General features: G+C 53.3%; 20 protein-coding genes. 10 read left to right on the top strand and 10 right to left on the bottom strand.

All coding sequences use genetic code 11. From position 1 onward, the window contains the following. Positions 1-5: 5 nt before the first annotated feature. The 3 genes from H6F67_RS18265 to H6F67_RS18255 all read right to left on the bottom strand — a co-directional run bounded on the left by H6F67_RS18265 (position 6) and on the right by H6F67_RS18255 (position 3,418). Entirely contained in the window at positions 6-563 is a 558-nt protein-coding gene (locus H6F67_RS18265) for an MgtC/SapB family protein (protein ID WP_199304503.1), read from the bottom strand. A 161-nt stretch (positions 564-724) separates the two neighbouring features. After that, positions 725-2,902, bottom strand: a complete 2,178-nt coding sequence (locus H6F67_RS18260; protein ID WP_190768054.1) for a ComEC/Rec2 family competence protein — start codon at positions 2,900-2,902, stop codon at positions 725-727. A 36-nt stretch (positions 2,903-2,938) separates the two neighbouring features. Beyond that, positions 2,939-3,418 (bottom strand): DUF4079 domain-containing protein, encoded by a 480-nt coding sequence (locus H6F67_RS18255; RefSeq protein ID WP_190768084.1) that lies wholly within the window; start codon positions 3,416-3,418, stop codon positions 2,939-2,941. 208 nt (positions 3,419-3,626) lie between these two features. On the opposite strand from H6F67_RS18255, the gene H6F67_RS28190 reads away from it, so the two are divergent. Both H6F67_RS28190 and H6F67_RS18250 read left to right on the top strand, forming a co-directional pair. Continuing rightward, complete coding sequence (locus H6F67_RS28190; RefSeq protein ID WP_277874610.1) at positions 3,627-3,749, top strand: hypothetical protein; 123 nt, start codon at positions 3,627-3,629, stop codon at positions 3,747-3,749. A 43-nt stretch (positions 3,750-3,792) separates the two neighbouring features. Beyond that, entirely contained in the window at positions 3,793-5,382 is a 1,590-nt protein-coding gene (locus H6F67_RS18250) for an MBL fold metallo-hydrolase (RefSeq protein ID WP_190768083.1), read from the top strand. 157 nt (positions 5,383-5,539) lie between these two features. Here the strand turns inward: H6F67_RS18250 and H6F67_RS18245 are convergent, their stop codons facing one another. After that, entirely contained in the window at positions 5,540-6,382 is an 843-nt protein-coding gene (locus tag H6F67_RS18245) for a shikimate dehydrogenase (protein ID WP_190768053.1), read from the bottom strand. 7 nt (positions 6,383-6,389) lie between these two features. On the opposite strand from H6F67_RS18245, the gene H6F67_RS18240 reads away from it, so the two are divergent. From H6F67_RS18240 to H6F67_RS18220, 4 genes are all read left to right on the top strand, one after another. Continuing rightward, the gene (locus tag H6F67_RS18240; RefSeq protein ID WP_190768052.1) at positions 6,390-6,533 is read left to right on the top strand and encodes a hypothetical protein; all 144 of its coding nucleotides are present in this window, start codon (positions 6,390-6,392) and stop codon (positions 6,531-6,533) included. Positions 6,534-6,658: 125 nt separating this feature from the next. Beyond that, positions 6,659-7,969, top strand: coding sequence for a VCBS repeat-containing protein (locus tag H6F67_RS18235; protein ID WP_277874609.1), 1,311 nt, complete (start codon positions 6,659-6,661; stop codon positions 7,967-7,969). Continuing rightward, positions 7,969-8,307: a type I secretion C-terminal target domain-containing protein gene (locus tag H6F67_RS27835; RefSeq protein WP_396798381.1), complete on the top strand. Its 339-nt coding sequence runs from the start codon at positions 7,969-7,971 to the stop codon at positions 8,305-8,307. The genes H6F67_RS18235 and H6F67_RS27835 overlap by 1 nt, the downstream gene beginning before the upstream one ends. 118 nt (positions 8,308-8,425) lie before the next feature. After that, a complete protein-coding gene (locus tag H6F67_RS18220; RefSeq protein ID WP_206753916.1) occupies positions 8,426-10,621 on the top strand; it encodes a CHASE2 domain-containing protein in 2,196 nt (731 codons plus the stop codon). Between the two features lie 5 nt (positions 10,622-10,626). On the opposite strand, the gene H6F67_RS18215 is transcribed toward H6F67_RS18220, so the two are convergent. The 5 genes from H6F67_RS18215 to H6F67_RS18195 form a co-directional block, all read right to left on the bottom strand. Beyond that, the gene (locus H6F67_RS18215) at positions 10,627-11,778 is read right to left on the bottom strand and encodes a DNA topoisomerase IB (RefSeq protein ID WP_190768050.1); all 1,152 of its coding nucleotides are present in this window, start codon (positions 11,776-11,778) and stop codon (positions 10,627-10,629) included. A gap of 81 nt (positions 11,779-11,859) precedes the next feature. Then, positions 11,860-12,246 carry a response regulator gene (locus H6F67_RS18210; RefSeq protein ID WP_190768049.1) on the bottom strand — a complete coding sequence of 129 codons (387 nt, stop codon included), beginning with the start codon at positions 12,244-12,246 and terminating at the stop codon, positions 11,860-11,862. 483 nt (positions 12,247-12,729) lie between these two features. Continuing rightward, positions 12,730-13,452 carry an SIMPL domain-containing protein gene (locus tag H6F67_RS18205; protein ID WP_242020704.1) on the bottom strand — a complete coding sequence of 241 codons (723 nt, stop codon included), beginning with the start codon at positions 13,450-13,452 and terminating at the stop codon, positions 12,730-12,732. Positions 13,453-13,736: 284 nt separating this feature from the next. Continuing rightward, complete coding sequence (gene hppD / locus H6F67_RS18200; protein WP_190768047.1) at positions 13,737-14,825, bottom strand: 4-hydroxyphenylpyruvate dioxygenase; 1,089 nt, start codon at positions 14,823-14,825, stop codon at positions 13,737-13,739. 134 nt (positions 14,826-14,959) lie between these two features. Next, positions 14,960-16,312 carry an N-acetylmuramoyl-L-alanine amidase gene (locus H6F67_RS18195; protein ID WP_190768046.1) on the bottom strand — a complete coding sequence of 451 codons (1,353 nt, stop codon included), beginning with the start codon at positions 16,310-16,312 and terminating at the stop codon, positions 14,960-14,962. A gap of 367 nt (positions 16,313-16,679) precedes the next feature. Here H6F67_RS18195 and glgA point away from each other — a divergent pair, with 367 nt between their 5' ends. Next, positions 16,680-18,155: a glycogen synthase GlgA gene (gene glgA / locus H6F67_RS18190; protein WP_190768045.1), complete on the top strand. Its 1,476-nt coding sequence runs from the start codon at positions 16,680-16,682 to the stop codon at positions 18,153-18,155. 262 nt (positions 18,156-18,417) lie between these two features. After that, entirely contained in the window at positions 18,418-19,989 is a 1,572-nt protein-coding gene (locus tag H6F67_RS18185; protein ID WP_190768044.1) for a calcium-binding protein, read from the top strand. A gap of 596 nt (positions 19,990-20,585) precedes the next feature. Here H6F67_RS18185 and H6F67_RS18180 read toward each other — a convergent pair. After that, positions 20,586-20,987 (bottom strand): fasciclin domain-containing protein, encoded by a 402-nt coding sequence (locus H6F67_RS18180; RefSeq protein ID WP_190768043.1) that lies wholly within the window; start codon positions 20,985-20,987, stop codon positions 20,586-20,588. A gap of 322 nt (positions 20,988-21,309) precedes the next feature. Between H6F67_RS18180 and H6F67_RS18175 the strand changes: the two genes are divergently transcribed. Together H6F67_RS18175 and H6F67_RS18170 are read left to right on the top strand one after the other, a co-directional pair. After that, positions 21,310-22,242 carry a LysR family transcriptional regulator gene (locus tag H6F67_RS18175; RefSeq protein ID WP_190768042.1) on the top strand — a complete coding sequence of 311 codons (933 nt, stop codon included), beginning with the start codon at positions 21,310-21,312 and terminating at the stop codon, positions 22,240-22,242. Positions 22,243-22,321: 79 nt separating this feature from the next. Then, positions 22,322-23,413, top strand: a complete 1,092-nt coding sequence (locus H6F67_RS18170) for a glycosyltransferase family 4 protein (protein WP_190768041.1) — start codon at positions 22,322-22,324, stop codon at positions 23,411-23,413. The last annotated feature ends 4 nt before the right edge of the window (positions 23,414-23,417 follow it).

Genomic DNA, 23,417 nt, shown 5'->3' with positions numbered 1-23,417 from the left:
ACAAATTAATCTGATTCGTCAGTTGAAGACGAGGTACTGGATGAAGTGTGAATCGATCGCGCCTTCTTACTGCGCTTGCCATAGAGGTGATATCGATAAATCGGAGCGCGTTTGAGTTCTTTCACGCCGCTTAAAATAAACAGCATCAGCACTGTTCCAATTAAGCTCATGCGCCACAATCCGCAGCCTGCCGCTGTTCCTAGCCCTGCGGTCAGCCACAGTGCTGCGGCAGACGTTAAGCCTTTGACTTGGGGTTTCAAGTTCTGTCTTGACTGCTGCAAAATCAACCCCGCACCGATGAATCCTACCCCTGTGGCAATGCCTTGAACCGTGCGGCTGAGCGCATTAATTGAGTTAATGTCAATGCTCGTTTGAAGCGGAATCATCACAAACATGGCTGCCCCAACGCTGACAGTCATGTAGGTTCGCACTCCTGCGGGTCGATTCGATCGCTGACGATTCAATCCGATCGCGCCACCAGCCAACAAAGCCATACTCAAGCGAAACACAAGCATTTGCCAATCATTCGGGCTGAAAAACAGCAGATTGGTTTCGTCTTGCATTGCCTTAACTCCGGTAAGTCGCTCAGATAAGGGGATGATAAGATTAAGAACAGGTTAAGGTCAAGAAGCACAAGATATCGACGTGGAGATAGAGCGATCGCCAAGCTAAAGTTTTGGCACTACTGACGCTTGCAAAAGCACATAAACGGGTGGGGAGCTACTTATAGGCCACTTGATTCGTCTTCGCTCAGGAGGGCAGCAAATCCGCGATCGGGCGTCCACACGATCGCACCTTGCTCGTCAGTGGCGATCGTGTGGATGTTTTTCTGCTGAAGGCTGGAGGCTGGTGGCTCAAGGCTGGGGGCGATCGCTACTTGCGGCTGAACAGCACGAAACAGCATGGATGCGTTGTGCCCCGGCCACCAAACTACATCGGCGCGAGGCAGCGTTGAAGGAATTTGCCCTTTCGATCCCAACAGTAGCCAGCGCTGATTGTGAAGTTGCATTTCGAGAATCGGCGGATTTGCCGAAACAATGTGTAGGCGTAGCGGGTCGATCGTCAGCGTTTGACCTTCGCCCAACAGCCGAGCATCGATCGCCCGCCCGACCTGATAGCGCGTTTCGATCGCATTCGTTTCACGCAGTTTTTCCCAGTTCGATCGATCGTCGAGGGCGATGGCGCGATCGATCCGGTTGATTCCCGCCTGCCGCAAAAACGGCTGCACCGTGTAGCGCACTTCGGTTTCGCTGCCGCTGTTAATCAAAACTACCTGACCAGGCGTTTGCACAACGACAACGGGCATTTCCTCGGTTGCAAGAACGCTGATTTGCGTGAGATGAGCGCGATCGTACCAAGCAGGCAGGGCAACCAAACTCAAACTCAAGAAGGCAGTTATCCACAGCAAACGCGGGGCTGGCTTTTGCGGTGGAGAAAGTCGCCAGCTTAGGCTAGCCCAAAGTAGGTAGAGAATCACGACTTGAAAGGTGGAAGCCGCACCGATCGCGTACAGATTTCCCGGCAGGCGATCGACCTGAGCGACCAGTTGCAACAGGGCGTGAGTCGGGAGAAACAGCAATTTCGCGGTCAAAGCACCGATCGCAGGCGAACCCAAAGCAATCAGCGCGTTGACCATGCCGCCAATGCTGACCCCGACAATCAGCGGTGTCGCCAGAATGTTAATCAAAATGCTGTAGGGCGAAACCGTCCCAAACACGTAAAGCTGAAGCGGCAATGTCCACAAATAGGCGGCGATCGAAACGGCAGCCGTCGAAGCGATCGAAGTCGGCAGCCAGTCGAGGCGATCGCTCAACGGTTGCGCCGTCAGCAGTAAGCCCAGCGTTGCCATAAAGCTGAACTGAAAGCCGAGATTCCAAATCCACAGCGGATTCCACAAAAGTAGAACGGTGGCCGCGACAAGGAGACTGGCGATCGGGCGGATTTTGCGATCGCTCGTCAAGGCATACAGCGCCGCCAATCCCATGATTGCGGCTCTCAAAACGGCGGGCTGAAGTCCCGTCAGGCCAACATAAGCGAGGACAATTGCAGTTCCTAAAATCCAGCCCGTCCGACCGGAAAGTCTTCGTGTCAACGCCAAAATCATGCTGATCAGCAGCGACACCTGAAAGCCAGAAGCCGCCAGTGCGTGCGCCAAACCTGCGCGGCTAAATTCATCTTGCACGGCAAACGGCAAATCGATTCCATTGCGCCCCATTACCATCGCGCTGACCAGCACGCCAGCAGGAACGCCCAAGGCGGAAACTTGCGATCGCAAAATTCGCTGCCGTACCGTCCACAAAATCGGCGGTGGAGATGAAGAAGTGATCTCGATCGATCGCCCACTCAGTCCGGCAAATCCGCCTTCCTGCCGCAAATATGCCTGAAAATTGAAGCCACCTGGATTCGTGGCAGGCTTGGGATCGTAAAGGAATCCACTGACGCTGACCGTTTGCCCTGGATAGAGTCCGGTTGCTTGCAAAAGTGGCACGGTGACGTACAGCTTGCCTGTAACGGACTGCGATCGATCGCCAATTTTCGCTTGATTTGCCCTCAGCCAAAACTGAATTTTCTGGCTGCGCGTCAGGCGGGGCGTACTGTCGATCGTTCCTTGTACCTGCACCTGTAAAAAATCGTCATTGAGCAGATGGCTAATGTCGGATGCGATCGGCTGTGGAATGCGAAATTGAAAGTAGAAAACGGCGATGCAGCCTACTAGACCTGCGGCCAGCCAGTTGCGCGATCGCCCGATTCGCCAAAATTTCGGCATCGCGACCGCCGCTAGAACAGCCAAACCGAGCGAGGCGATCGCGCCGATCGGCAGTCCGGCCACGTTGCCAAATCCGGTCAGCAGCAGGCCAAAAATGTAGGCAGCACAAAGTAGCGCGATCGCAAACGGCGTCATGGGATCTCCGTACCCGAATTTCCCGCCGCCGATTTGCTAAATGGAGAGTCCCAATTTCAGGCCGAGCAGCGCGTGCAGAAACAGCAAACACAGCGCGATGCTGCCAGAATAAGCGTGAATCGTGCGGAGGGTTGCTTTATTGTTCCCGAAACCGATCGCCGCTATCACTGCGTTTCCAGTCAGCAAAATCAGTACCGCGATCGCCGTCCAAAAATGCGGACTAGTCAAAATCGGCTTGTGCTGCATGACGAGCGACAAAATTCCGCCCGTTGCGCCCAGCACGATGAACAGATACATCAGCGGAGCAAGCTTGCGGTGATCGAGCCGACTTTTGACGGCAGCATCTTTGTCCTCGACGACGCGACCGCGCCAGCCCGTCAGTCCAACATAGCTGCCCATCACGAAAACCACGATCGCCATCATCGCCGGATGTCCCCAATGCACGATCGGGCTGGGGATTCCCAGGCTGCGAAACCAAGCCGCGATCGGTTCTAGCAGTTCACTCAAATTCGACATACAGTGTTCCAAACCTCTCGCTTCCAGTTTTTCATAAAACTTAAGAATTAGGGCGATCGATACAGCAGCAGACGATACGCGATCGTTCTTAAGAAAGAAATCAGGCTTCAGACATTCCCAGTCGTGGAAATTTAAGACACAATCGAGGTAACTTTGGCGACTGTTGAGATTCATTTCTTCAAGACGCCGTTTTATTAGAGGTGGGATAATGGATGTAAAACTGATTTTGCTAGCGCTGACGCCGATCTTTATTGTGGCCTGCTTGTTTTTTGGCACACGCAACGGCTTCTACGATACCGACAACTATCACGGCAACGGCTCAGCCCACTAGCTCCGTCCCCGATCGATCGGGCTTGTAAATTCCATCAAGAGTGATTGATCTCGAATGCCTGCCCTACGGCGTGGGTCACACCGACGAGGGCATTTGTTTACTGCTGCGACTTGGCCCCTATCGCGTTCTGCTCGACTGCGGACTGAAGAGCTTGACGCCGCTGCTGGATGACTTGCAGCGATCGAATCCGCCTGACTTGGTGCTGTGCAGTCATGCTCATGCCGATCATGCGCGGGGACTGCTTGCCCTGCATGAGGCGTTTCCGCAACTGCCGATCTATGCCAGCGAAGTGACGGCGCAGCTTTTGCCGCTCAACTGGCTCGATCGATCGGTTCCTGCCTTTTGTCACGCTTTGCCTTGGCGATCGCCCCTGGAATTTTTTGACGGACTCAGTGCCGAGCTGATTCCCGCTGGACATTTGCCTGGAGCAGCGGCACTGCTGCTGAGCTACACGACTCAAGAGCGGACGCAGACTGTTTTTTACAGCGGCGACTTTTTCCTATCAAATTCGCGCTTGGTCGATGGTTTGCCGCTGGGTGAACTGCGAAGCCTCAAGCCCGACGTGCTGATTCTCGAAGGCAGCTACGGCACGGCTCGCTATCCGCATCGTCGGCAGCAGGAAAATCGGCTTGCCGAACGAATCAATCGCGCTTTGGCAAGTGGGCGATCGATCCTGCTGCCCGCCCCGACGCTGGGACTGGGACAAGAACTGCTGATGCTGTTGCGGAGTCACCATCACTTCACAGGACGCCCGATCGAAATTTGGGTGGACGAGTCGATCGCCGCTGCCTGCGATGCTTATCTAGAACTGCTGCCGCATTTTCCCAGTTCGGTGCAGAATTTCGCTCGACATCAAGCGCTGTTTTGGGACGATCGCATTCGTCCACATGTGCGCCGTCACACGCCTGACACTGAACTGAAGCATCCCTGCATCGTCATCGTTCAAGAAGAAGCCGATCCCGCACCGTATTTGTGCGATTTGTCTTGGCTGGTGTTGCTGCCGCAGCGACCGGGGCAAAGCGATCGAACCGACTGGCATGATTGGCAAAGAGCCGATCAGGTCGCGATCGAGTCTTATCTGCTGAGCGAACACTGCGACGGGGCGGGAACGACACAGCTTATTCACAATTTGCGTCCGCAGCATGTTGTTTTTGTTCACGGTGCGCCGACATATCTGAGCGATTTGACGAATTTGGAAGAACTGCACAATCGCTATCAGCTCCATTCGCCTTCAGCCGGAACTCAGGTGGAACTGCCGATCGGTGAAGTGTTCATTCAGCCTGCTGCCCCGGATGCTCGCTATGAAGGCGAACTGACTGAACTGGAAACCACCATCATGATCACGCTGCCGGATGGCCTCGCTGCCGATCCGCGCTGGCAGAACTTCGCGGATACGGGCGTGGTGGAAGCTCGCTGGCAAGGGGACGAACTGATTTTGCGCGGATTGCCGCAGCGCGAACTGCTCAGCCGCATTCACGAAACCGCTCCGGCAATCGACCTGGAATGCTGCGAAACCTGCGTCCACTTCCGGGCGAGCCGCTGCTGGAATCAAGCCTCACCGCTCTACGGCTTCAAAGTTACACCAGAAGGATTTTGTCCGGCGTTTGAGGCGATCGATCCAAAAGGCGATTAGTAGGATTATCAATTAGGAACAGCCGCCCTCACCCTAAATCCCTCTCCCTGAGGGAGAGGGACTTTGAATTCGGTTCGGTTCCCCTTCTCCCCAAGGGAGAAGGGGTTGGGGGATGAGGGCAAAGCCTTTGGGTAAGCTCGATCGCCCCTAAAACCGATTAGTGCTTTGCCAAAGCTGCTTCCAAAGCCTGCCGCATCACCTCAACAGGAACAGGCTGCTTTATCCAAAGTTCCAGCGCGGCGGCTCCCTGCTGCACCAGCATTTCGAGGCCATCGATCGCCCTGAGTCCCCGCGCTTGCGCCTGCTGCAACAGCAGAGTCGGACGCGGCGTGTAGATCAAGTCATAGACGATCGCCGTGTCCGACAAGCGATCGAGTGCTTCGAGCGGCGATCGATCGCTGTTTGGATGCATTCCGATCGGTGTCGTGTTGACCAGCAAATCCGCTTGGGGAAGCAGCGTCGGCAGATCGAACCAAGCGTGAACGGTGAGCGGCAAATTCTCCGGCCAACTAGTGCGGAAAGCGTCGAGCTTGCTGCGATCGCGTCCCACCACTTGAATTTCTGCACAGCCAAGCGTTTGACATCCAGCTACGACTGCTCGCGCTGCGCCGCCATTGCCTAAGATTACGGCTCGCCGCCACGATCGATTCAGTTCCCGCAGCGGAGCCAGAAATCCGATCGCGTCGGTATTGGTGCCAAACCAGCCGCGATCGGTGCGAGCAACGGTATTCACCGCGCCAATCGTCTTTGCCGTTGGCGAAATTTCCTGCAACAGCGGCATAATCGCCTGCTTGTGCGGAATGGTGACGCTAAAGCCTTGCAGATCGATCGCGTCAAATCCCTCAATCGCCTGCGCTAATCGATCGGGCGGCACAGGCAGCGGCAGATAAACAAAATCTAAGCCGAGATGGGCGATCGCGGCGTTGTGCATGACGGGCGAAAGCGAGTGGGCGATCGGGTGGCCGATCACGCCGAGAAGTTTGGTCGTTCCAGTGATCATAGAGGGAGTGGCGAATCGTCAAACAGTATGGCGCAGTTCAAAGGGCATGAGCGTTGAGGAGTGGATCGAAATGCCGCAGCATTTGCAAGATAATGATCGATCGCGGCCTGTCACGATCGCGGCCTGTCACAGTGCGATCGCCATTCACTGATGTTGGCTGGGCGATCGACAAAAAGCGATCGCTTGTGATGTCGAGCGAGTCCAGGAACTGCCTGCACTCTCACGGTTCAATCTCACGATTCAATCTATTAAACCTCTTGATCAGGAGTGATCTCGATGACAACGCTTACCTTTTCGACTCGATCGACTCTTGCGGCTGAACTGAGTCCTTTCTCACTGGCAGCGGGCGACTTCAACGGAGATGGTAGACCGGATCTGGTTGCCATAGGTGGTAATGACACTCGACCGGTGTTCGTGCTGCTCAACAACGGCAGCGGCAGTTTTCTTTCTCAAACTCCTTTTACAGTGGGAGCTGCTCCTGAAGAGGTCGCAGTAGGCGACTTTAATGCAGATGGTAGACTCGACCTGGCTGTCGCGAATCGTGGCGATGCCTCGGTCTCTGTCCTGCTCAACAACGGTAGCGGCGGATTTCTGCCTCAAAGCGTTTTTGCGACTGGGCTGTCGCCCTTCTCGATCGCGGTGAACGACTTTAATCGTGACGGCAGACTTGACTTGGCGGTAGGAAGCGACAGCATCAACGGCTCTGTATCCGTCCTGCTTAACAATGGCAGTGGCGGGTTTCTGCCTCGAACTGCTTTTCCGACTGGGCGAAACGTTTCCTCAACGGTTGCGGCTGACTTCAACCGTGACGGCAGACCTGACATTGCAACGATAAATTTCAGCGATGACTCAGTATCCGTGCTGCTCAACAATGGCAGTGGCGGTTTTTTGCCTCAAAGCATTTTTGCAACTGGGCTGTCGCCAGCTTCAGCAGCAGTGAACGATTTCAACAGCGATGGTCAGGCCGATCTAGCTGTTTCAAATCTTGACGATGACTCAGTATCCGTGCTGCTCAACAATGGCAGCGGCGGGTTTCTACCTCAAAGCATTTTTCCGGTTAGCGGAAGACCTTTCTCGATCGCGGTGGGTGACTTCAACGAAGATGGCAGACCTGACATTGCAGCAGCAAACTTCGGCACGAGTGCAACCAGCTTCAGCGATGCCTCGGTATCCGTGCTGCTCAACAATGGCAGCGGTGGCTTTCTGCCTCAAATTGCTTTTCCAATTACTGGGCGATCGCCCGGTGCAGTGGCAGTCGCTGACCTGAATGGCGACGGCAAGCTGGACATTGCAACGGCAAATAGCGGCGGTACTGCGACCGTTCTAATCAATACGACGGTTTTCTTAACTCCTCCTCCGACCGATGGAGTCCTCGGCACTGCCCTACCGCCAATTAACTTTCGGGTCAATCGTGGCGCGGTGTTGCGATCGACTCGTCGCAATCGCGTCTTGCAGGGAACACCGCGCAAAGACCGCCTGTTTGGAGCAGCAAGCGGCGATCGGCTGATTGGCAGGCAGAGCGATGATTTGCTCACAGGCGGTGGCGGCAGAGTACGCTCAACGGCGATGCTGGCAATGATGTTTTAATTGGCGGGGCAGGAGCCGATACGCTCAACGGCGGAACAGGTCGCGATCTGTTCGTGTATGAGCGCGTCAATGACGGCAACGATGCGATCGTCGGCTTCAGAATCGGGCAAGACCTGATTGATTTGCGACAAATCTTTCGTCAGCCTGCTTTTCAGGTGGAAGGCGCAAGTGATGTCAATCGGCTACAGCAGTTCGTTCGCCTGGGTCAGGTAGGAGCCGCTACGCGAATTCAAATTGATGCGGATGGCGTGGGATCTGGAACGAATTTTGTCACGCTGGCAACCTTACGCAACACGCCTCAAGGATTGATTACTTCCCGCGATTTCGTAGTGCGCTAAGCACCTCGATCGACATCTCCACTGCTGAAGTCAATCTTGAAACCTGTGTCGCCACATTCAGTTTTAAGACTCGCTGACAGCGGCAATTGAATTCAGCGATCGCGTCTTGGCTGAGTCGATGAGGAAGCGAGGCGCGATCGCGACGGATTGCGTCCGGCTAGCCCCAGAATTGTATGCCAGAATCGAAAGACGATCGCCACTGGAGCGCATGGGACTACTGGCAGGCCGATATAAGCTGATTGCAGAACTGGGCACTGGCGGCTTTGGGCAAACTTTTTTGGCGCAGGATACGCAGCAGCCCGACAGTTTGTCCTGCGTGATCAAACAGTTTAAGCCGAGCAATCAGGAACCTCAGTTTTTGGCGATCGCCCGCCGCCTGTTTGATACGGAAGTCGAAACGCTCCGCAAGGTCGGCCAGCACAATCAAATTCCGGCTCTGCTCGATTCCTTTGAGGAAGACAACGAATTTTATCTGGTACAGGAATATGTTGACGGGGAAACGCTGAGCGAGGAATTTGCCAATCGGGAGCCGTATCGCGAAATGGAAGCGATCGATTTGCTCAAGGACGTGCTGAACATTTTGGAATTCGTGCACGGCCAGCATGTGATTCATCGCGACATCAAGCCAGGAAATTTGATTCGCCGCCGCAGCGATGGAAGGATTGTGCTGATCGATTTTGGCGCGGTCAAAGAAATTCAAACTCAGATTTTGCAGCAGGCGGGTCACTCTAGCTTCACAGTGGGCATTGGCACGCAGGGCTATACGCCAGCCGAACAGCTTGCCGGAAAGCCGCGCTACTGTAGCGATCTATATGCGCTGGGGATGACGGCGATTCACGCGCTCACAGGCTATCAGCCCTCGGTGTTGCCCGAAGACCCCGACACCGGAGAACTGCTGTGGCAAAGTGAGGCAAAGGTGAGTTTGGGACTGGCGATCGTCCTCAATCGCATGGTGCGGCTTCAGGCAAGAGAGCGCTATCAGTCGGCGCATGAAGTGCTGCGAGCGTTGCAGCATTTGGCCGAACTACCCACAGAATTGACGAGCATTCCCAGCATTTTGCTGCCGCAGGGTGAACAGGAGAAAATAGAAGATGTGGTCGAAACCACGTTAGGCGCTCCGCTACGCCGACGGTGGCGCAGTGCGGCGATCGCTTCCCTGGCGATCGCCGCAATTGTGCTGGGCAGCAGACAGCTTGGCTGGTTTGAATCGCTTGAACTGGCTGCGTTCGATCGCATGGTGCGCCTCCAGCCGCAGATGCCATCTGATTCTCGGCTGACGCTGGTAGAAATCACCGAAACCGATTTGCAGCAGCTTCAGCGGACGACGCCAACCGATCGATCGCTGGCGCAGGCGATCGCGAACCTCCAGCAGCATCAGCCCGCCGTGATTGGTTTGGATTTGCATCGCGACATTCCTCAAGCTCCCGGCGCGGCAGAACTGGCGCAGCAGCTACAGGCCGACAATCTCGTGGCGATCACGAATCTGGGAACCAGCAACACCGATCGCATTCCGCCACCGCCAAACGTGCCGATCGATCGCATCGGCTTTAACGATATGCCGCTTGACCCGGACGGCGTTGCCCGTCGCGCCCTGCTGTTTGCCTCGCCGCCGGATGGCACGACATATTATTCCTTTGCTCTGCGCGTTGCCCTGCAATATCTCGCGCGGCAAAACCTCAAACCCCAAAGCAATCCAGAGATGCGGGACTATCTTCAGATTGGCAAAACAACCTTTGTGCCGCTTCAGCCAACAGCAGGCGGCTATCAGCACGCAGACACAGCAGGCTATCAAATTTTGCTGCGCTATCGGGCGATCGAGGCGGTTGCCCATCGCCTGACGCTCACAGATGTACTGAGCGATCGCATCGATCCCGCCCAGATCAACAATCAAATCGTCCTGATTGGCACAACTGCACCGAGCGCCAAAGACTTGTTTACGACACCGTACAGCGCCGGGGAATCAACTGATTTTCAAATGGCGGGCGTGATGCTGCACGCGCAAATCGTCAGCCAAATTCTCGATAGCGCAACTGATCCAAAAGCGCTCTACTGGTTCTGGCCGGATGCGATCGAAATTGGTTGGATTGTGGTTTGGGCGGGTGTCGGCGGCGCGATCGCCGTTTGGCTGCGTCATCCCGTCAAGCTGGCGGCAGGCACAATTCTCGCAGTCGTCACGATCGCCGGAGTAAGCTGGGGACTGCTGCTCGATCGCGGGTGGATTCCGATCGCTGCGCCGGGAATTGCCCTGCTCGCTGCCGAAACCGCTGCGGTCATCTACATGAGCTATCATCAGCAGACAGGACGAGCAAAGTAGGTCATTTAGCTGGCGACTTGCTGCTGTAGCTCTTGGAGAAGCTGCTGCTTGAGCAGCATGACAACCGCCAGTTCTTCCTGACGCAAACCGTGCGGATCAATCGCTAACTCTTGATCGAGATGCTGCTGCACGATTTGGCAGAGTGAACCATCCAGATAGCAGTCCAGAATCGTGGGATGAACGTAGTATTTGCGGCAGGTGGCCGGGCGGTTTCCCAAGTGTTGCGAAACGGTTTTGATCGCTTGAACGAGCGCTTTTTTCGCTTCAGTTTGGGAAGAACATTCACCCAGTCCGTGCAGTTCTCTGGCAGCTAAAACTGTGCCTGCCCAAGTGCGAAAATCTTTGGCGGTAAAGTCTTGTCCGGTGACTTCTTTCAGGTATTCATTGACATCGCCAGAATCAATCGACTGGCGATCGCCGTTGTCATCAATGTACTGAAACAGTTCTTGTCCGGCAATGTCGCGGCAGCGCTTGATGATGTTTGCAAGGCGGCGATCGCGCACTTCAATATCGTGTTCAACGCCGCTTTTGCCGCGAAACTGAAAACGCACGGTTGAACCAGAAATATCCACATGTTCGTCTTGCATCGTAGTCAAGCCGAACGAGTTGTTTGTCTTGGCATATTCCTCATTGCCAACTCGAATACGAGTCAGTTCCATCAGCCGCAAGACCGTTGCTAAAACTTTTTGTTTTGGCAGTCCGGGCAGAGCCAGGTCGTGATTAATTTGCTGACGGAGCTTCGGCAATGTTTCGCTGAACGCAATCATTTTGGTGAACTTCGTTTGGTCGCGAATTTGTCGCCAAAGCGCATGATAGCGATATTGCTTGCGGCCTTTGGCGTCGCGTCCGGTCGCCTGCAAATGACCATTTTCGATTGGGCAAATCCACACCTGTTCCCAAGCGGGCGGAATGCCCAACGCCCGGATACGCTCTAGCGTTTGGCGATCGCGCACTCGCCGCCCGTTCGCATCCGTGTAAACAAAGCTGTCGTCCTGGCGCGAGTTCGCTTCGGCACGCCGCGATCGCTTGCGAGTGATTCCCGGTGCGTCATCCGACACATAGCGCAGGCCAACGGCACTGGCAGCCGCAACGGGTTTCGTGCTGGTAATCGCTTTGATGTGTTGCCGCAGGGCGCGGTCTTGCTGCGCGGGAGACATGGAAACCTGGTTGAACCCAACTGCTTTTACTGTAGTGATATCAACTTTGCGTTGAAATCTATACAGAAGCAGAGCTTTAGGTTATGACGCTATCACGCTAGGGCAGTATGCTTTGACTCGCTCTAGCAGGCGATCGCACTCCAGCGGCTTCCGCAGAAATTCATTCGCTCCAGCTTCAAGCCCTTCGTTCAAGCTAGCTTCGTCGTGAGCCGTCAGTAGAACGATCGGAATATCGGAAACTGCTTCATCTTCCCGAATGCGGCGCGTCACTTCAAAGCCGCTCAAATCCGGCATCATCACATCCAACAGAATAAGATTGGGCTGAATTTCCTTGACTTTTTGAAGCGCGGTGCTGCCATCTGGAGCCGTTTCAACCTCGTATCCTTCTGCCTCTAGCAGCATTTGCAGCAGAAACACATTATCAGGAATGTCATCGACAACGAGGATTTGATAGTTGCTAATAAACATGGTGGTGTAAATGTCAAAGATTCAATTGTTAAAAAATATGTTGTGTTAATTCGTACCGACTATACCGTTTATCTTCCAAACTTAGATCAGTAATTCAGCAGATTCAGGTCAAAAGTTAAAAATCTTAAGCTTTGTTTTAGATTCCATCTAGAATTTGTATTGTTTTCTACAGCCTAGCCAGCAGCAAGGCTCGATCGCCTCTCTCCCCAGAGAGGGTGGGCGCAGAAAAGACCTGTACCGCAATTAGCCGATCGCCAAAAAATTCGCCCCTCAACTTTCTTCTAAAGAACTTGAGCGGCAAATTAGCAAAAGCATAGGGTGTGTTAAAAGCGCTAGCAGGAGTGGAGGGTGTCCGATTGCGAAGCGCTCTTTGCAGGCATTGATCCCCCTAAATCCCCCTTTTCAAGGGGGACTTTGAGGTGTGGTTCGGCTCCCTCCTTGCTAAGGAGGGTTGGGGAGGATCACTGCCTGTTAACACTCACCTTAGTAGCGAATTTGCAGCGTCACAGACGCTTGCACTTCCTGCTCGCCACCCACAACGGGAGTGCGGGCATCAGACAGTTCTGCTCGCTGCGCCAATGCTTGAAGCGCAACAGGCGGCGGCGGTGGAGCACTCGCACCATTCACTTGAATGCCCACGATCTCTTGCTCGCTGAGGTTCAAGCTTTCCAGCACCGCTTGCGCCTGCTGCCGCGCTTCTTGCGTCGCCTCGCGCAACGCCACCTGACGAGCTTGGGCGATCGCTTCATCACTGGCAATAAAGCTGACCCCATCAATGCGGCTTGCACCTGCACTCACCGCATCATCGAGGATCGAGCCTGCCTGATCCGTCACAATTTCAAAGCTAACCGTGTTGGTGGCCGAATAGCCCGTCAGCCGCTGTCGATTGTCTTCATAGCTATAGATCGGATTAAGACTGATCCCCGTCGTTTGCAGCTTTTGCACATTGCGCGATCGCAGCAAATCCACAACAGCACTCGATCGCCTTGCCGCCTCCTGCTGCACTTCCTCCGCCGTCCGACCCTGCACTTCCACGCCCAGCCGCACCTGCGTAATCGTCGTTGGAATATCCTCGCTACCTTGACCTGTTACCGTAATCGTTCGCATAAGCTGTTGGGACTGTTGAGCATTTGCCGGAAGCACCATCATCACACTTGCCAAACCTAGCGCCAAAGGCAGTAGAAACCGCGCTGGAACCTTTGCCATCGATCGAGTCTTCATAATCTCCTCACCTTACATGGATTCGATGCTTCTACTGTGGCATTCCCACGTTGAACAAGATGTTTTGGTTACATTTTTTGCAACTTTATAGGAGATAACCGGGTGTCGCAGAAGGCACGAGGAGTCCAAGAGAAAGCAAGCAACACGAGAGACGCAGACGACCCAATCTGCCCTGCTCAAGCAGGGGGATCGATTCCTGCAAAGAGCGCTTCGCGGTCGCACACCATCCACTGCTGCTAGCGCTTCTGAAGCCACGCCCTAGTCGCGCTTCACTGTAGGCTACCGCGCTTCAGTTGTTCTCGCTCGATCGCCTCAAACAACGCGCGAAAATTGCCTTCGCCAAAGCCTTCTGCCTGATGCGTGCGCTGATTTACCTGATAGCGTTGGCGCTCAATCAGTTCAAAAAAGAAAGTGGGTTGCGAAAAAATTGGCTGCGTAAACGCTTGAAGCAACATCGCTTCCGGACGATCGCTCGGCCAATCTACCAACACCTGCTCACGGGCGATCGCTTGCCACTGCGCTGCCAACAGTTGAAAGCCCGATCGCTGCGGCAGTTCGTCGTAATAGGTTTGGGGAACGGGCAGAAACGCCAAGCCGCGCTGCCGCAAACGAGCGATCGACTCGACCACATTTGCAGTGGCGATCGCAATGTGCTGAATGCCCGCACCGCGATTATGGTCGAGAAATTCTTGGATTTGTGAACTGGAAGAAGCAGGTTCATTAATCGGCATTTGCACCGAACCTTGTGGATGCTTCAACACCTGGCTGCACAGTGCCGATCGATCGGTGTGAATCGCGAACACCTGCTGGCGGCACAGTCCTAATCCTGCTTCATACCAAGCAACTGCCCGCTCTAATTCGCCTGCGGCAACGTTCAATACAACGTGATCGACACCCAAAAATGGCGAATGTTGTGATGGTGGAACCGGAGCGAACTCGATCGAACGCTCGCTGCCTAGATGCGCCAGCGCTGCTGCCAGTCCGTCGCCTTCGATTAGCGTGTGCTGAAGCGATTCCCAGCCGCCAACGATTGCCCAGCGCTGCTGCGATCGCGTCTGAATTGATTGCAGCAGCGGCATTCCTGCTGCGATCGCCTGCGCCAAAACTGGCTCAAGCTGCGGAACACGCAGCGCAATATTCACAACGCCAGGCGGATGCTGCCGCAGATATTGCGCGATCGCGCTTTGCTCAGTTCGTGCCGCAGACAGTACTATGCAAATTCGCCCGATGCCAACGACTTCGCTGTGCGTGTCGGCACTCAAGCCGGATGCGATCGGGCTAAATCCAAAGATGGAAACGAACCAGTCGCGCCACGCTTTTGCATCTTCGACATAGAAGTGAACATGGTCGATATACATGGCTAACTGCCGCACAAATGCTGTAGGAGACTGTAGAGGCGCAAAAGCGCTTCGATCTAGAGTCTAGCGACAGATTTTCAGCGCGATCGTGCTTTTACGGGAAGATATCAGGTTTTGCGGTTGCGATCGAGTTTCTACAGCAATCCGGCTGATTCATACAGCCGCCGCAAAACGGCAAGAATGTTCGCGCCATAGTTGGGGTCGGCTCTCCAGCGTCCGCTAAGCTGCCCGACCAGCGGTGCAATGCCGCGCGTCACGAACCGAAAGCGCGGATCGACCAGTTCTTGCACGAGCGGTTCGGTACTGGCATAAGCTTTGAGGTGCTGAATTTGCGCTCGCACCCCGATTCGGGCACTGGGAAATGAGGCCGAGACATTTTCGCCGCCTGCGGCTCCCAATCCGGCGAAGTTGTTTTGCGTGGGCAGCACGTCACGCCCAAAGCGGAGAAAATCAGTTTCGACACACATTTGGGCAAAGGCGATATCGTGATTGACGCGCTCGATCGCGCCTTCTTCGCGATAAAGGCGCGGCAAGTCGGGAAAAACCGTCACGGCACTTTCGTTGTTTGACTTGAGAAAAACAAGCAACTGCACTTCGCTGGTGTTGCCAAATCCCATAATCCGATCGAATGCGCCCGGACAATTGCCGATTGCCGATCGCAAGGTGACGGTGCGCGTGGTGGCATCCCAACTCACCGAGATATTAAAGTCGCGCAGTTCGATCGCTTTGACGTAAACAACGCCGCGATAGGTGAGCCGCACCACGTTGGGCGCGTCGGCTAGATTCACGCCCAGTCGATCGACCAGATCGATTGGAATATAGGCGTTGCCGTTGACGATGATGCCGCGCTCACCGTAGATGCCGCCGTTCACGTTGATGTCGATCGCTTCATAGACAACATCGGGCGGTGTGGGTGTCGTGTTGTTGACGGCGCGGCTGAAGGCAACCAGTCCATCGGCAATGCCCACAGCAAGATCGCGGCGGCGGTTTTGCAAAATGGCGCGATCGTCTGGGTTGGTCAAGACGACGACTTCCATGATCAGCGAGGGGATGGTGAGGCGGCGGCAGAAGGCAAGGCTGCCCGTCGCGGTTGCGGTATCAGGAATTGCGCCGCGACTGGGCAGTTGGGGGACGCGCTGCAAATAGGCCATCAGGACAAGTTCGGCGTGGCCTTTGCGCTGAGCGTTGTTGACGATATAGAAGACGCTGGCTCCGCGCACGGACGGGTTGCCGTAGGCGTTGGCAGCAATTTCGAGGGCAACGTCTCCGGGCTGGGCGCGAGTGTTGATCCAGGAAAGGGTTTGCTCTTGGCTGAGGTCGTCGGGCACAGAGAGGACAAGCTGATTGCGCGATCGCAGTTCGGCAACGACGAGATTGCGTAGCTGAATCATTTCGGCGGCTTCGGTTGTGTTGCCGACGATCGCGCCCGGATCGGGTCTGCCGCCTTCGATGCCGCCGTGCTGCGCCGAAATGAAAATTCGTGCCATCTTGAGTCGTGTCCTGCTGGGGTGGTGTGGAGGTTGTGCTCGTCAGACATAATATCGACTCAGGGACGCGATCGCTGTAGATTCATTGAAATTAATGGAAGTGCGGGATCGATCGCGAGATTGCTGTCCGCACAATGGCTGCTATTGTGCTTTAGCTTTAGGCTTCTAATACAGGCACTAGCCTCCAGGGGTTTGGATCAACAAGCGGTCATAACTTTAGGTTGATCTCTTTACTTCCACTCACTCTAAATCCTCAGTCCTGCCTAATTTTGCCTCAATTGAAACCTGCCATAGGTTGGTTGCGATCGCTCAGAACTTCCTATACTTTTGTGAAGTGGCAAATTTCTATTAGCAGCAGGACGTACAGATGTATATCGTACAAATTGCCTCCGAATGCGCTCCGGTGATCAAAGCGGGCGGCTTGGGTGATGTTGTGTATGGGCTAAGTCGCGAACTCGAAACGCGCGGCAACACGGTCGAAATCATTCTGCCCAAGTACGACTGTATGCGCTATGACCACATTTGGGGACTGCATGAAGCCTACCGCGATCTATTTGTGCCTTGGTATCAAGGCACGATTCACTGCACCGTTTTCTGTGGCTGGGTACATGGACGGCAGTGCTTTTTTATTGAGCCGCATTCGGATGATTTTTACTTCGATCGCGGCTGCTATTACGGCTGCGATGATGACAATATTCGCTTCGCTTTCTTCAGCAAAGCTGCCCTTGAATTTCTGCTCAAAACCAACAAACGTCCTGACGTGATTCACTGCCACGACTGGCAAACTGGACTGGTTCCCGTCATGCTGTTTGAGATGTACAAATACATCGGCATGGAGAACCAGCGCGTTTGCTACACCATTCACAACTTTAAACATCAAGGCTTTGGCGGCGAGAACGTATTAGCCTTAACGGGATTAAATCGACCCGAATATTATTTTAATCTCGATCGCCTGCAAGACAATTTCAATCCGTTCTCGCTCAACTTCATGAAAGGCGGAATTGTCTATTCCAATTTCGTCACCACCGTTTCACCGCATCACGCTTGGGAGGCTCGCCACACCGATGTCGGCTATGGTCTCGGTCACACGCTGCACCTTTATCAAGATAAGTTCCGGGGAGTCTTAAACGGTATCGATTATGATGTTTGGAACCCAGAAATCGATCGCTACATTCCCTTCAAGTTCAACGCTGAAAATTTGGAAGGCAAAACCCAAAATAAAAAAGCACTGCGCGATCGACTGCTTCTGCAAGATGCTGATAAACCACTCATCTGTTTTATCGGTCGCTTAGATGAACAGAAAGGTGTACACCTCGTTCACCATGCGATCTACCACGCCCTCAAACAAAACGCCCAGTTTGTATTATTAGGATCAGCAACGGAAGCCGGAATCAACGCGCATTTTCAGCACGAAAAGCAGTTTCTCAACGACAACCCCGACGTGCATCTTGAACTCGGATTCAACGAAGAACTGTCGCATTTAATTTATGCGGGCGCAGACATGATCATCGTGCCCAGCAACTACGAACCCTGCGGCTTAACGCAGATGATCGGCTTGAAATACGGCACAGTTCCAATCGTGCGCGGTGTCGGTGGCTTAGTAAATACCGTGTTCGATCGCGACTACGATGAAACGCATTTGCCCGAACAGCGCAACGGCTATGTTTTTTATCAAACCGATTATCATGCGCTTGAATTTGCGATCAATCGAGCGATCGGACTTTGGCGCAATGCACCGGAAGAATTTCATCAGCTTGTGGTGCAGGGCATGAACTACGATTACTCGTGGAATTATCCCGGCAAAGACTATCTGGAAATCTACGATTTGATTCGCGTCAAATAGCGTTTAGCAATTCGCACAATTTTTCGCTGATTAATTACACAAATTGCAGTTTTGCTCAATGAGCAAGGCTGCTTTTTCGTGGCAATTGAATGTGGAAAAAGAAGAGGGGCGATCGCGCCAGCTTGAAAACCGACATCGCTCCTCACCAAATCTTCATCACATCCAGGCAACATTTACGAGAAAAACCGGATACTTTGAGCTAGAAGATCGAGTATTTTCGAGCTAGGCGGTAACAGTTTTTACCTTTTCGAGCGGGAAACCAATGTCTTTTAATCCAACTCTTCTCTACGACTCACCGGGAGACAGCGCAAGCGACACAGCTTACGTTGTGACGGCTGCTAGTGGAGGCGGCACTACTATTTCTGATTCAGGTGGGACGGACTCGCTAACTTTTACTGATGCTTCCCCGACACTTGCAAAGCGAACTCCTGGCGTAATGGGATTCGATCGCTTCTCCACCAATTTGTATGTTGATCTAAATCGTGACGGTCAAGATGTTTGGACAGAAGATTTGACCATTGTGGATTTTTTTGCTAACCCATCTAGTAATCTTCCAGGTCGAGGCTTTATCGAGACGATCGGCGGCATTTCTGGTACTGACATTCTTGCTGCTGATTTCAGCATTTGGCCTCCACCTTTTTTCATGCCTTTCTTGCGATCGCGAGATGGCGATGCAGGTGATACGACTTTTGTGATCGATGTAGCTGGAGGTGTTACCTACATTGAGGATAGAGGCGGTATAGACACGGTAACTTTTACAGGTGGTTCGCCAACATTAGGGTTGTTTGCCCCAGGTGTAATGGGATTTGCACGAAGCGGCGTTGCACTCCAAGTTGATCTAAATCGCGATGGCAAATTTACTTTGCATGAAGATCTGGCGATCGAAAGTTTCTTTGCTGAGTCGAGAAAAATTGGTGCAGGCTCCGGCTTCATCGAAAATGTTGGTGGTATTCCAGGTGCTGAAATCTTGAAGCTCAACCTTGGTGCAGGTGGCACTCCAGACAAAGATGGAAGCACCGATTTCGTGTTCTCCCCATCATATGCGGCGGGTGGAAGTCTGGGTACTGGAGCAGGTGTAAATGATGGTACCGACACCATAATCATCGTAGGCGTCAGAATTTCTCCCGCTGCAATGGAACGTGGCACTGTCGGATTTGCAAGACTGGGCAAAGATTTGGGGATCGACCTGAATCGAGACGGCAAGTACAACGTAAAAGACGATTTTGCGATCCTGGATTTCTTCAAGAATTTTAGAACCAATGAAGCAGGGATTGGCTGTTTTGAGATCATCAACGGCATTTCTAGCGGGAAGATCCTTAATCTTGATCTCACTGAGGGCAACGACGATCTCACGGGCGGAGAAGAAAATGACACGCTAGTGGGTGGTGCAGGCAACGACAATCTCACAGGTGAAGTCGGTCGAGATACATTGATTGGCGATACAGGCAGGGACACACTCAGCGGCGGCACAGGAACCGATCGACTCACCGGAGGAGAAGGCGCAGATGACTTTCAGTTTGGTAGTGTTTCTCCTAGCCGATCGAGATCTCCCGAAAAAATGAGCATCGATCGCATCACCGACTTTGAGCGCGGTGAAGATTCGATCGTGCTGCGTCGATCGACGTTTGGAAATGTCGATCGATCGGATTTTAGAACGGTGAGAACGATCGCCCAAGCCCGAAACAGCGATGCCGAAATCACCTATATTCAAAGAACAGGCGCACTGTTTTACAACCAAAATGGTGCAGCAAAAGGATTTGGTTCTGGCGGTCAGTTTGCCGATCTAGCGAATGGATTGCAGTTGACGGCGAGTGATTTCTCGATCGCTCGTTAAAGTCAATTCTTGCCAGGAGCGCGATCGAAATCATTCAATCGATCGCGCTTTTGAGTTCAAGTTAGTGTGGGAAAAATACGAATCAAGCTGCTTTAGCTGAAGCGAATGTGCAGCAGGGTCGATCGAAAGTTGTTTTTCAGCTTGAAATCATGCGAAACAGTGAGCGATGACGATGAACAATACGCCGATCGCCGCAGTGGAACAAAGTGGCAGCCATTGAACGGATTTTGCAATTGTAGACATTTGATTTACTCCAATCTTTAATTTTCCTCCTCGCTAAGTTTGTAGAATGCACGAGTGGAATTAAGTTCCATCGTGCCGATCGCTTCTCACTAAAACGTCTTCCTGTAGAGTCAAAGCTTTGTCTATTCAATCCATCAGCCGACAGAGCAGTTTGATAGTATTTAACGTTACTTTGTTGACCTTCAGCAAAAGCCTGAAAAACTGAAATAAAGCGAACAGAAACATATTTTTCGCAAAATTACTTAAACTAGCTTTACAAGTTTGTTCCTAGAAGTTCATAGCAATCGCTCCCCCAATCTCACAAATGAAATTGAGGGAGCGATCGCGATCCGGACTGGCTGCATCTGGATGGGCTATCCCATCAAAATCACGTTGTCAATCACGTGAATAATGCCGTTGTCAGCTTCAATGTCGGCAGCAATCACGGTTGCGTTTTTCACCTCAAAGCCGTCCGAACAGTCGATGCGAATTGTAGAGCCTTCAACGGATGTGACAGAATTCACTTTGGCGAGGTCTTCTTTTTTCAGCCGACCGGGAACAACGTGATAGCAAAGAATTCGCGTTAGTTGCGGAATGTTTTGCACCAGCGTTTGAATCGTTCCAGGCGGCAATTTTGCGAAAGCATCATCAGTGGGGGCGAAAACGGTGAACGGCCCTGGACTTTTGAGCGTTTCGACTAGATTTGCTGCGGTTACTGCGGTCACAAGCGTTTTAAAATTGTCTGCACCAACTGCGATGTCTACAATATCTGCCATTCGATCGATTCCTTTCCTCTGCCTTCACACACAACTTACATCAATCGGTCAACTCAAAGAAAGTGCCGCCCAATCGAGCGTTTCTGCTTAGTCATCTTCGGCAAAACCGATCGACTGTAGGAGTGGAAATCAGGTGCTTCCTGAAGCTAAGCAGCAGCTTGTTGATTGAGCGGCACAGACTGGAAGGGAACTTGTAGAGTTGCCATTGCAATTTATGATAGCCTTAAGGCACATAGATGAAAATCACTATATTTTAATAATACAATAGATTTTATTCTATGAATTGCATCCGAACTCTTGTAACCATCGAGGAGCCGCACCGTTGATTCACGCGACCTTACACCAGCTCAAAGTTTTTGAAGCGACCGCTCGTCACGGTAGCTTCACTCGCGCCGCTGAAGAACTGTTTCTGACCCAGCCCACCGTCTCAATGCAGGTCAAGCAGTTGACCAAGGCCGTTGGTCTTCCCCTATTTGAGCAGGTCGGCAAGCGGCTGTTTCTGACCGAGGCCGGACGCGAACTGTTCTCAACCTGTCAGCAAATTTTTAGTCAGCTTGAACAGCTTGAGATGAAAGTCGCTGACCTCAAAGGCATGAAGCAAGGACATTTGCGGCTGTCGGTCATTACAACGGCCAAATATTTCATGCCGAAGCTGCTGGGGCCATTTTGTCAGCTTTATCCGGGCATCGACGTTTCGCTGACGGTCACAAATCACGAGCGCGTCATCGATCGCCTCGCCAACAATCAAGACGATCTGTATGTGATGAGCCAGTTGCCCGAACATCTAGAAATCAATTCGCATCCGTTTCTCGATAATCCCCTAGTCGTCATCGCACCCGCTGGACACCCGCTGGAAAAAGAACGCAACATTACGCTGGAACGCTTGGCCGAAGAACCGTTCATCATGCGCGAACCCGGATCAGGCACACGCCGAGCGATTCAAACCATGCTCGATCAGAAAAATCTAACGGTGAAAGTGCGCCTAGAACTGGGCAGCAACGAAGCGATCAAGCAGGCGATCGCCGGAGGTCTGGGAATTTCCGTCCTATCGCGCCACACGCTTACCAACGAAAACGCCGGAGAACTCGTGGTGCTTGATGTCGAGGGCTTTCCGATCGATCGGCAGTGGTACGTTGTTTCTTTGTCGGGCAAGCAGTTGTCGGTCGTCGCCAGCACATTCCTCGACTATCTGCAAGAAGCCGCGAAGCAAATTTCGGAAAAGCTCGCGATTTCGCAAAGTGCAGGTCAGGGGTGAGGGGTAAGGAACGGTACGATCGTCTAGCAGCCTCAAGCCGCAACCTCGAATTGCCTATCCTCAACTCCTCGATCCGCTAGTGTCCTCAACTTCCCTTCGTCTGCTGCTGCTTTCCACTTCCGTCGGGGCGATCGGCTCCGGACTCGGCGGCGGCGTGGAATTGACGCTGCGGAATCTCGTCCAAGCGCTCAGGCTGAAAGGCCATGCGGTCACGATCGTTGCTCCAGCAGGTTCCGTCCTCGATATGGACGTGCGAATCGAGCAGATCCCCGGTCAACTTCAAACAACGGCACAAACGCAGAGTCGCGAAGCGGCGATCGAACTGCCTGCCAATTCCGTCCTGGCTCACATGTGGGACTATGCCCGCACCGTTCAAAGCGACTACGACGCGCTGATCAATTTTGCTTATGACTGGCTGCCGTTTTATCTGACGCCATTTTTTCGCCGTCCGATCGCGCACCTGGTCAGCATGGGATCGCTCACAGACACAATGGATGCAGCGATCGCTCAGGTCGCCCAAAACTTTCCCGGATCGATCGGCGTTCACAGTCGCGCTCAAGCTGAAACGTTTCCCTTTGCCGCTGCCTGCCGAGTCTTAGGAAACGGATTCGACCTGTCGCAGTATGAATTTTGTGCTCGGCCTGGAAATTCACTGGCCTGGGTCGGACGGATTGCGCCGGAAAAAGGACTGGAAGATGCGATCGCCGCTTGTCAAACCGCAAATCGATCGCTCAAAATCATGGGCATCCTGCAAGATTCCGACTATTGGCAGCAGCTACAGCAAACTTATCCCCATGCACCCATCAGCTATGAGGGATTTTTGCCGACTGCTCAGCTTCAGCAAATTCTGGGTCGATGTTGCGGTTTGCTGATGACGCCGCGCTGGGTAGAAGCCTTTGGCAATGTGGCGATCGAAGCGTTGGCCTGTGGCGTTCCCGTCATTGCCTACCGTCGCGGTGGCCCGGCTGAAATCGTTCGCGATGGTGAAACGGGATGGCTGGTTGAACCCGATTCTGTCGCTGGACTCGTCAGCGCGATCGCCCGATTAGACAAACTCGATCGCCACGCCTGCCGCCATCAGGCCGAAGCTGAATATTCGATCGCCGCAATGGGCGATCGCGTCGAATCTTGGCTCGGTGATATTCTTGACACACACAAAGCCAACACTTGATCGC

It is taken from the genome of Microcoleus sp. FACHB-1515 (assembly GCF_014696105.1).
Classification (GTDB): Bacteria; Cyanobacteriota; Cyanobacteriia; order Elainellales; family Elainellaceae; genus JAAUTJ01.
The sequence above is the reverse complement of the archived record's forward strand: the minus strand, read 5'-3'. Positions and strand labels throughout refer to the sequence as shown.

Bases quoted from the DNA above. Each gene is read 5' to 3' on its own strand.
- hppD (WP_190768047.1), bottom strand. From the start codon at position 14,825: ATGTATATCGACCATGTTCACTTCTATGTCGAAGATGCAAAAGCGTGG.
- H6F67_RS18235 (WP_277874609.1), top strand. From the start codon at position 6,659: ATGACAACGCTTACCTTTTCGACTCGATCGACTCTTGCGGCTGAACTG.
- H6F67_RS18205 (WP_242020704.1), bottom strand. From the start codon at position 13,452: ATGGCAAAGGTTCCAGCGCGGTTTCTACTGCCTTTGGCGCTAGGTTTG.
- H6F67_RS18265 (WP_199304503.1), bottom strand. From the start codon at position 563: ATGCAAGACGAAACCAATCTGCTGTTTTTCAGCCCGAATGATTGGCAA.
- H6F67_RS18185 (WP_190768044.1), top strand. From the start codon at position 18,418: ATGTCTTTTAATCCAACTCTTCTCTACGACTCACCGGGAGACAGCGCA.
- glgA (WP_190768045.1), top strand. From the start codon at position 16,680: ATGTATATCGTACAAATTGCCTCCGAATGCGCTCCGGTGATCAAAGCG.
- H6F67_RS18245 (WP_190768053.1), bottom strand. From the start codon at position 6,382: ATGATCACTGGAACGACCAAACTTCTCGGCGTGATCGGCCACCCGATC.
- H6F67_RS18260 (WP_190768054.1), bottom strand. From the start codon at position 2,902: ATGACGCCGTTTGCGATCGCGCTACTTTGTGCTGCCTACATTTTTGGC.
- H6F67_RS18215 (WP_190768050.1), bottom strand. From the start codon at position 11,778: ATGTCTCCCGCGCAGCAAGACCGCGCCCTGCGGCAACACATCAAAGCG.
- H6F67_RS18255 (WP_190768084.1), bottom strand. From the start codon at position 3,418: ATGTCGAATTTGAGTGAACTGCTAGAACCGATCGCGGCTTGGTTTCGC.
- H6F67_RS18220 (WP_206753916.1), top strand. From the start codon at position 8,426: ATGAGGAAGCGAGGCGCGATCGCGACGGATTGCGTCCGGCTAGCCCCA.
- H6F67_RS28190 (WP_277874610.1), top strand. From the start codon at position 3,627: ATGGATGTAAAACTGATTTTGCTAGCGCTGACGCCGATCTTTATTGTG.
- H6F67_RS18180 (WP_190768043.1), bottom strand. From the start codon at position 20,987: ATGGCAGATATTGTAGACATCGCAGTTGGTGCAGACAATTTTAAAACG.
- H6F67_RS18210 (WP_190768049.1), bottom strand. From the start codon at position 12,246: ATGTTTATTAGCAACTATCAAATCCTCGTTGTCGATGACATTCCTGAT.
- H6F67_RS18195 (WP_190768046.1), bottom strand. From the start codon at position 16,312: ATGGCACGAATTTTCATTTCGGCGCAGCACGGCGGCATCGAAGGCGGC.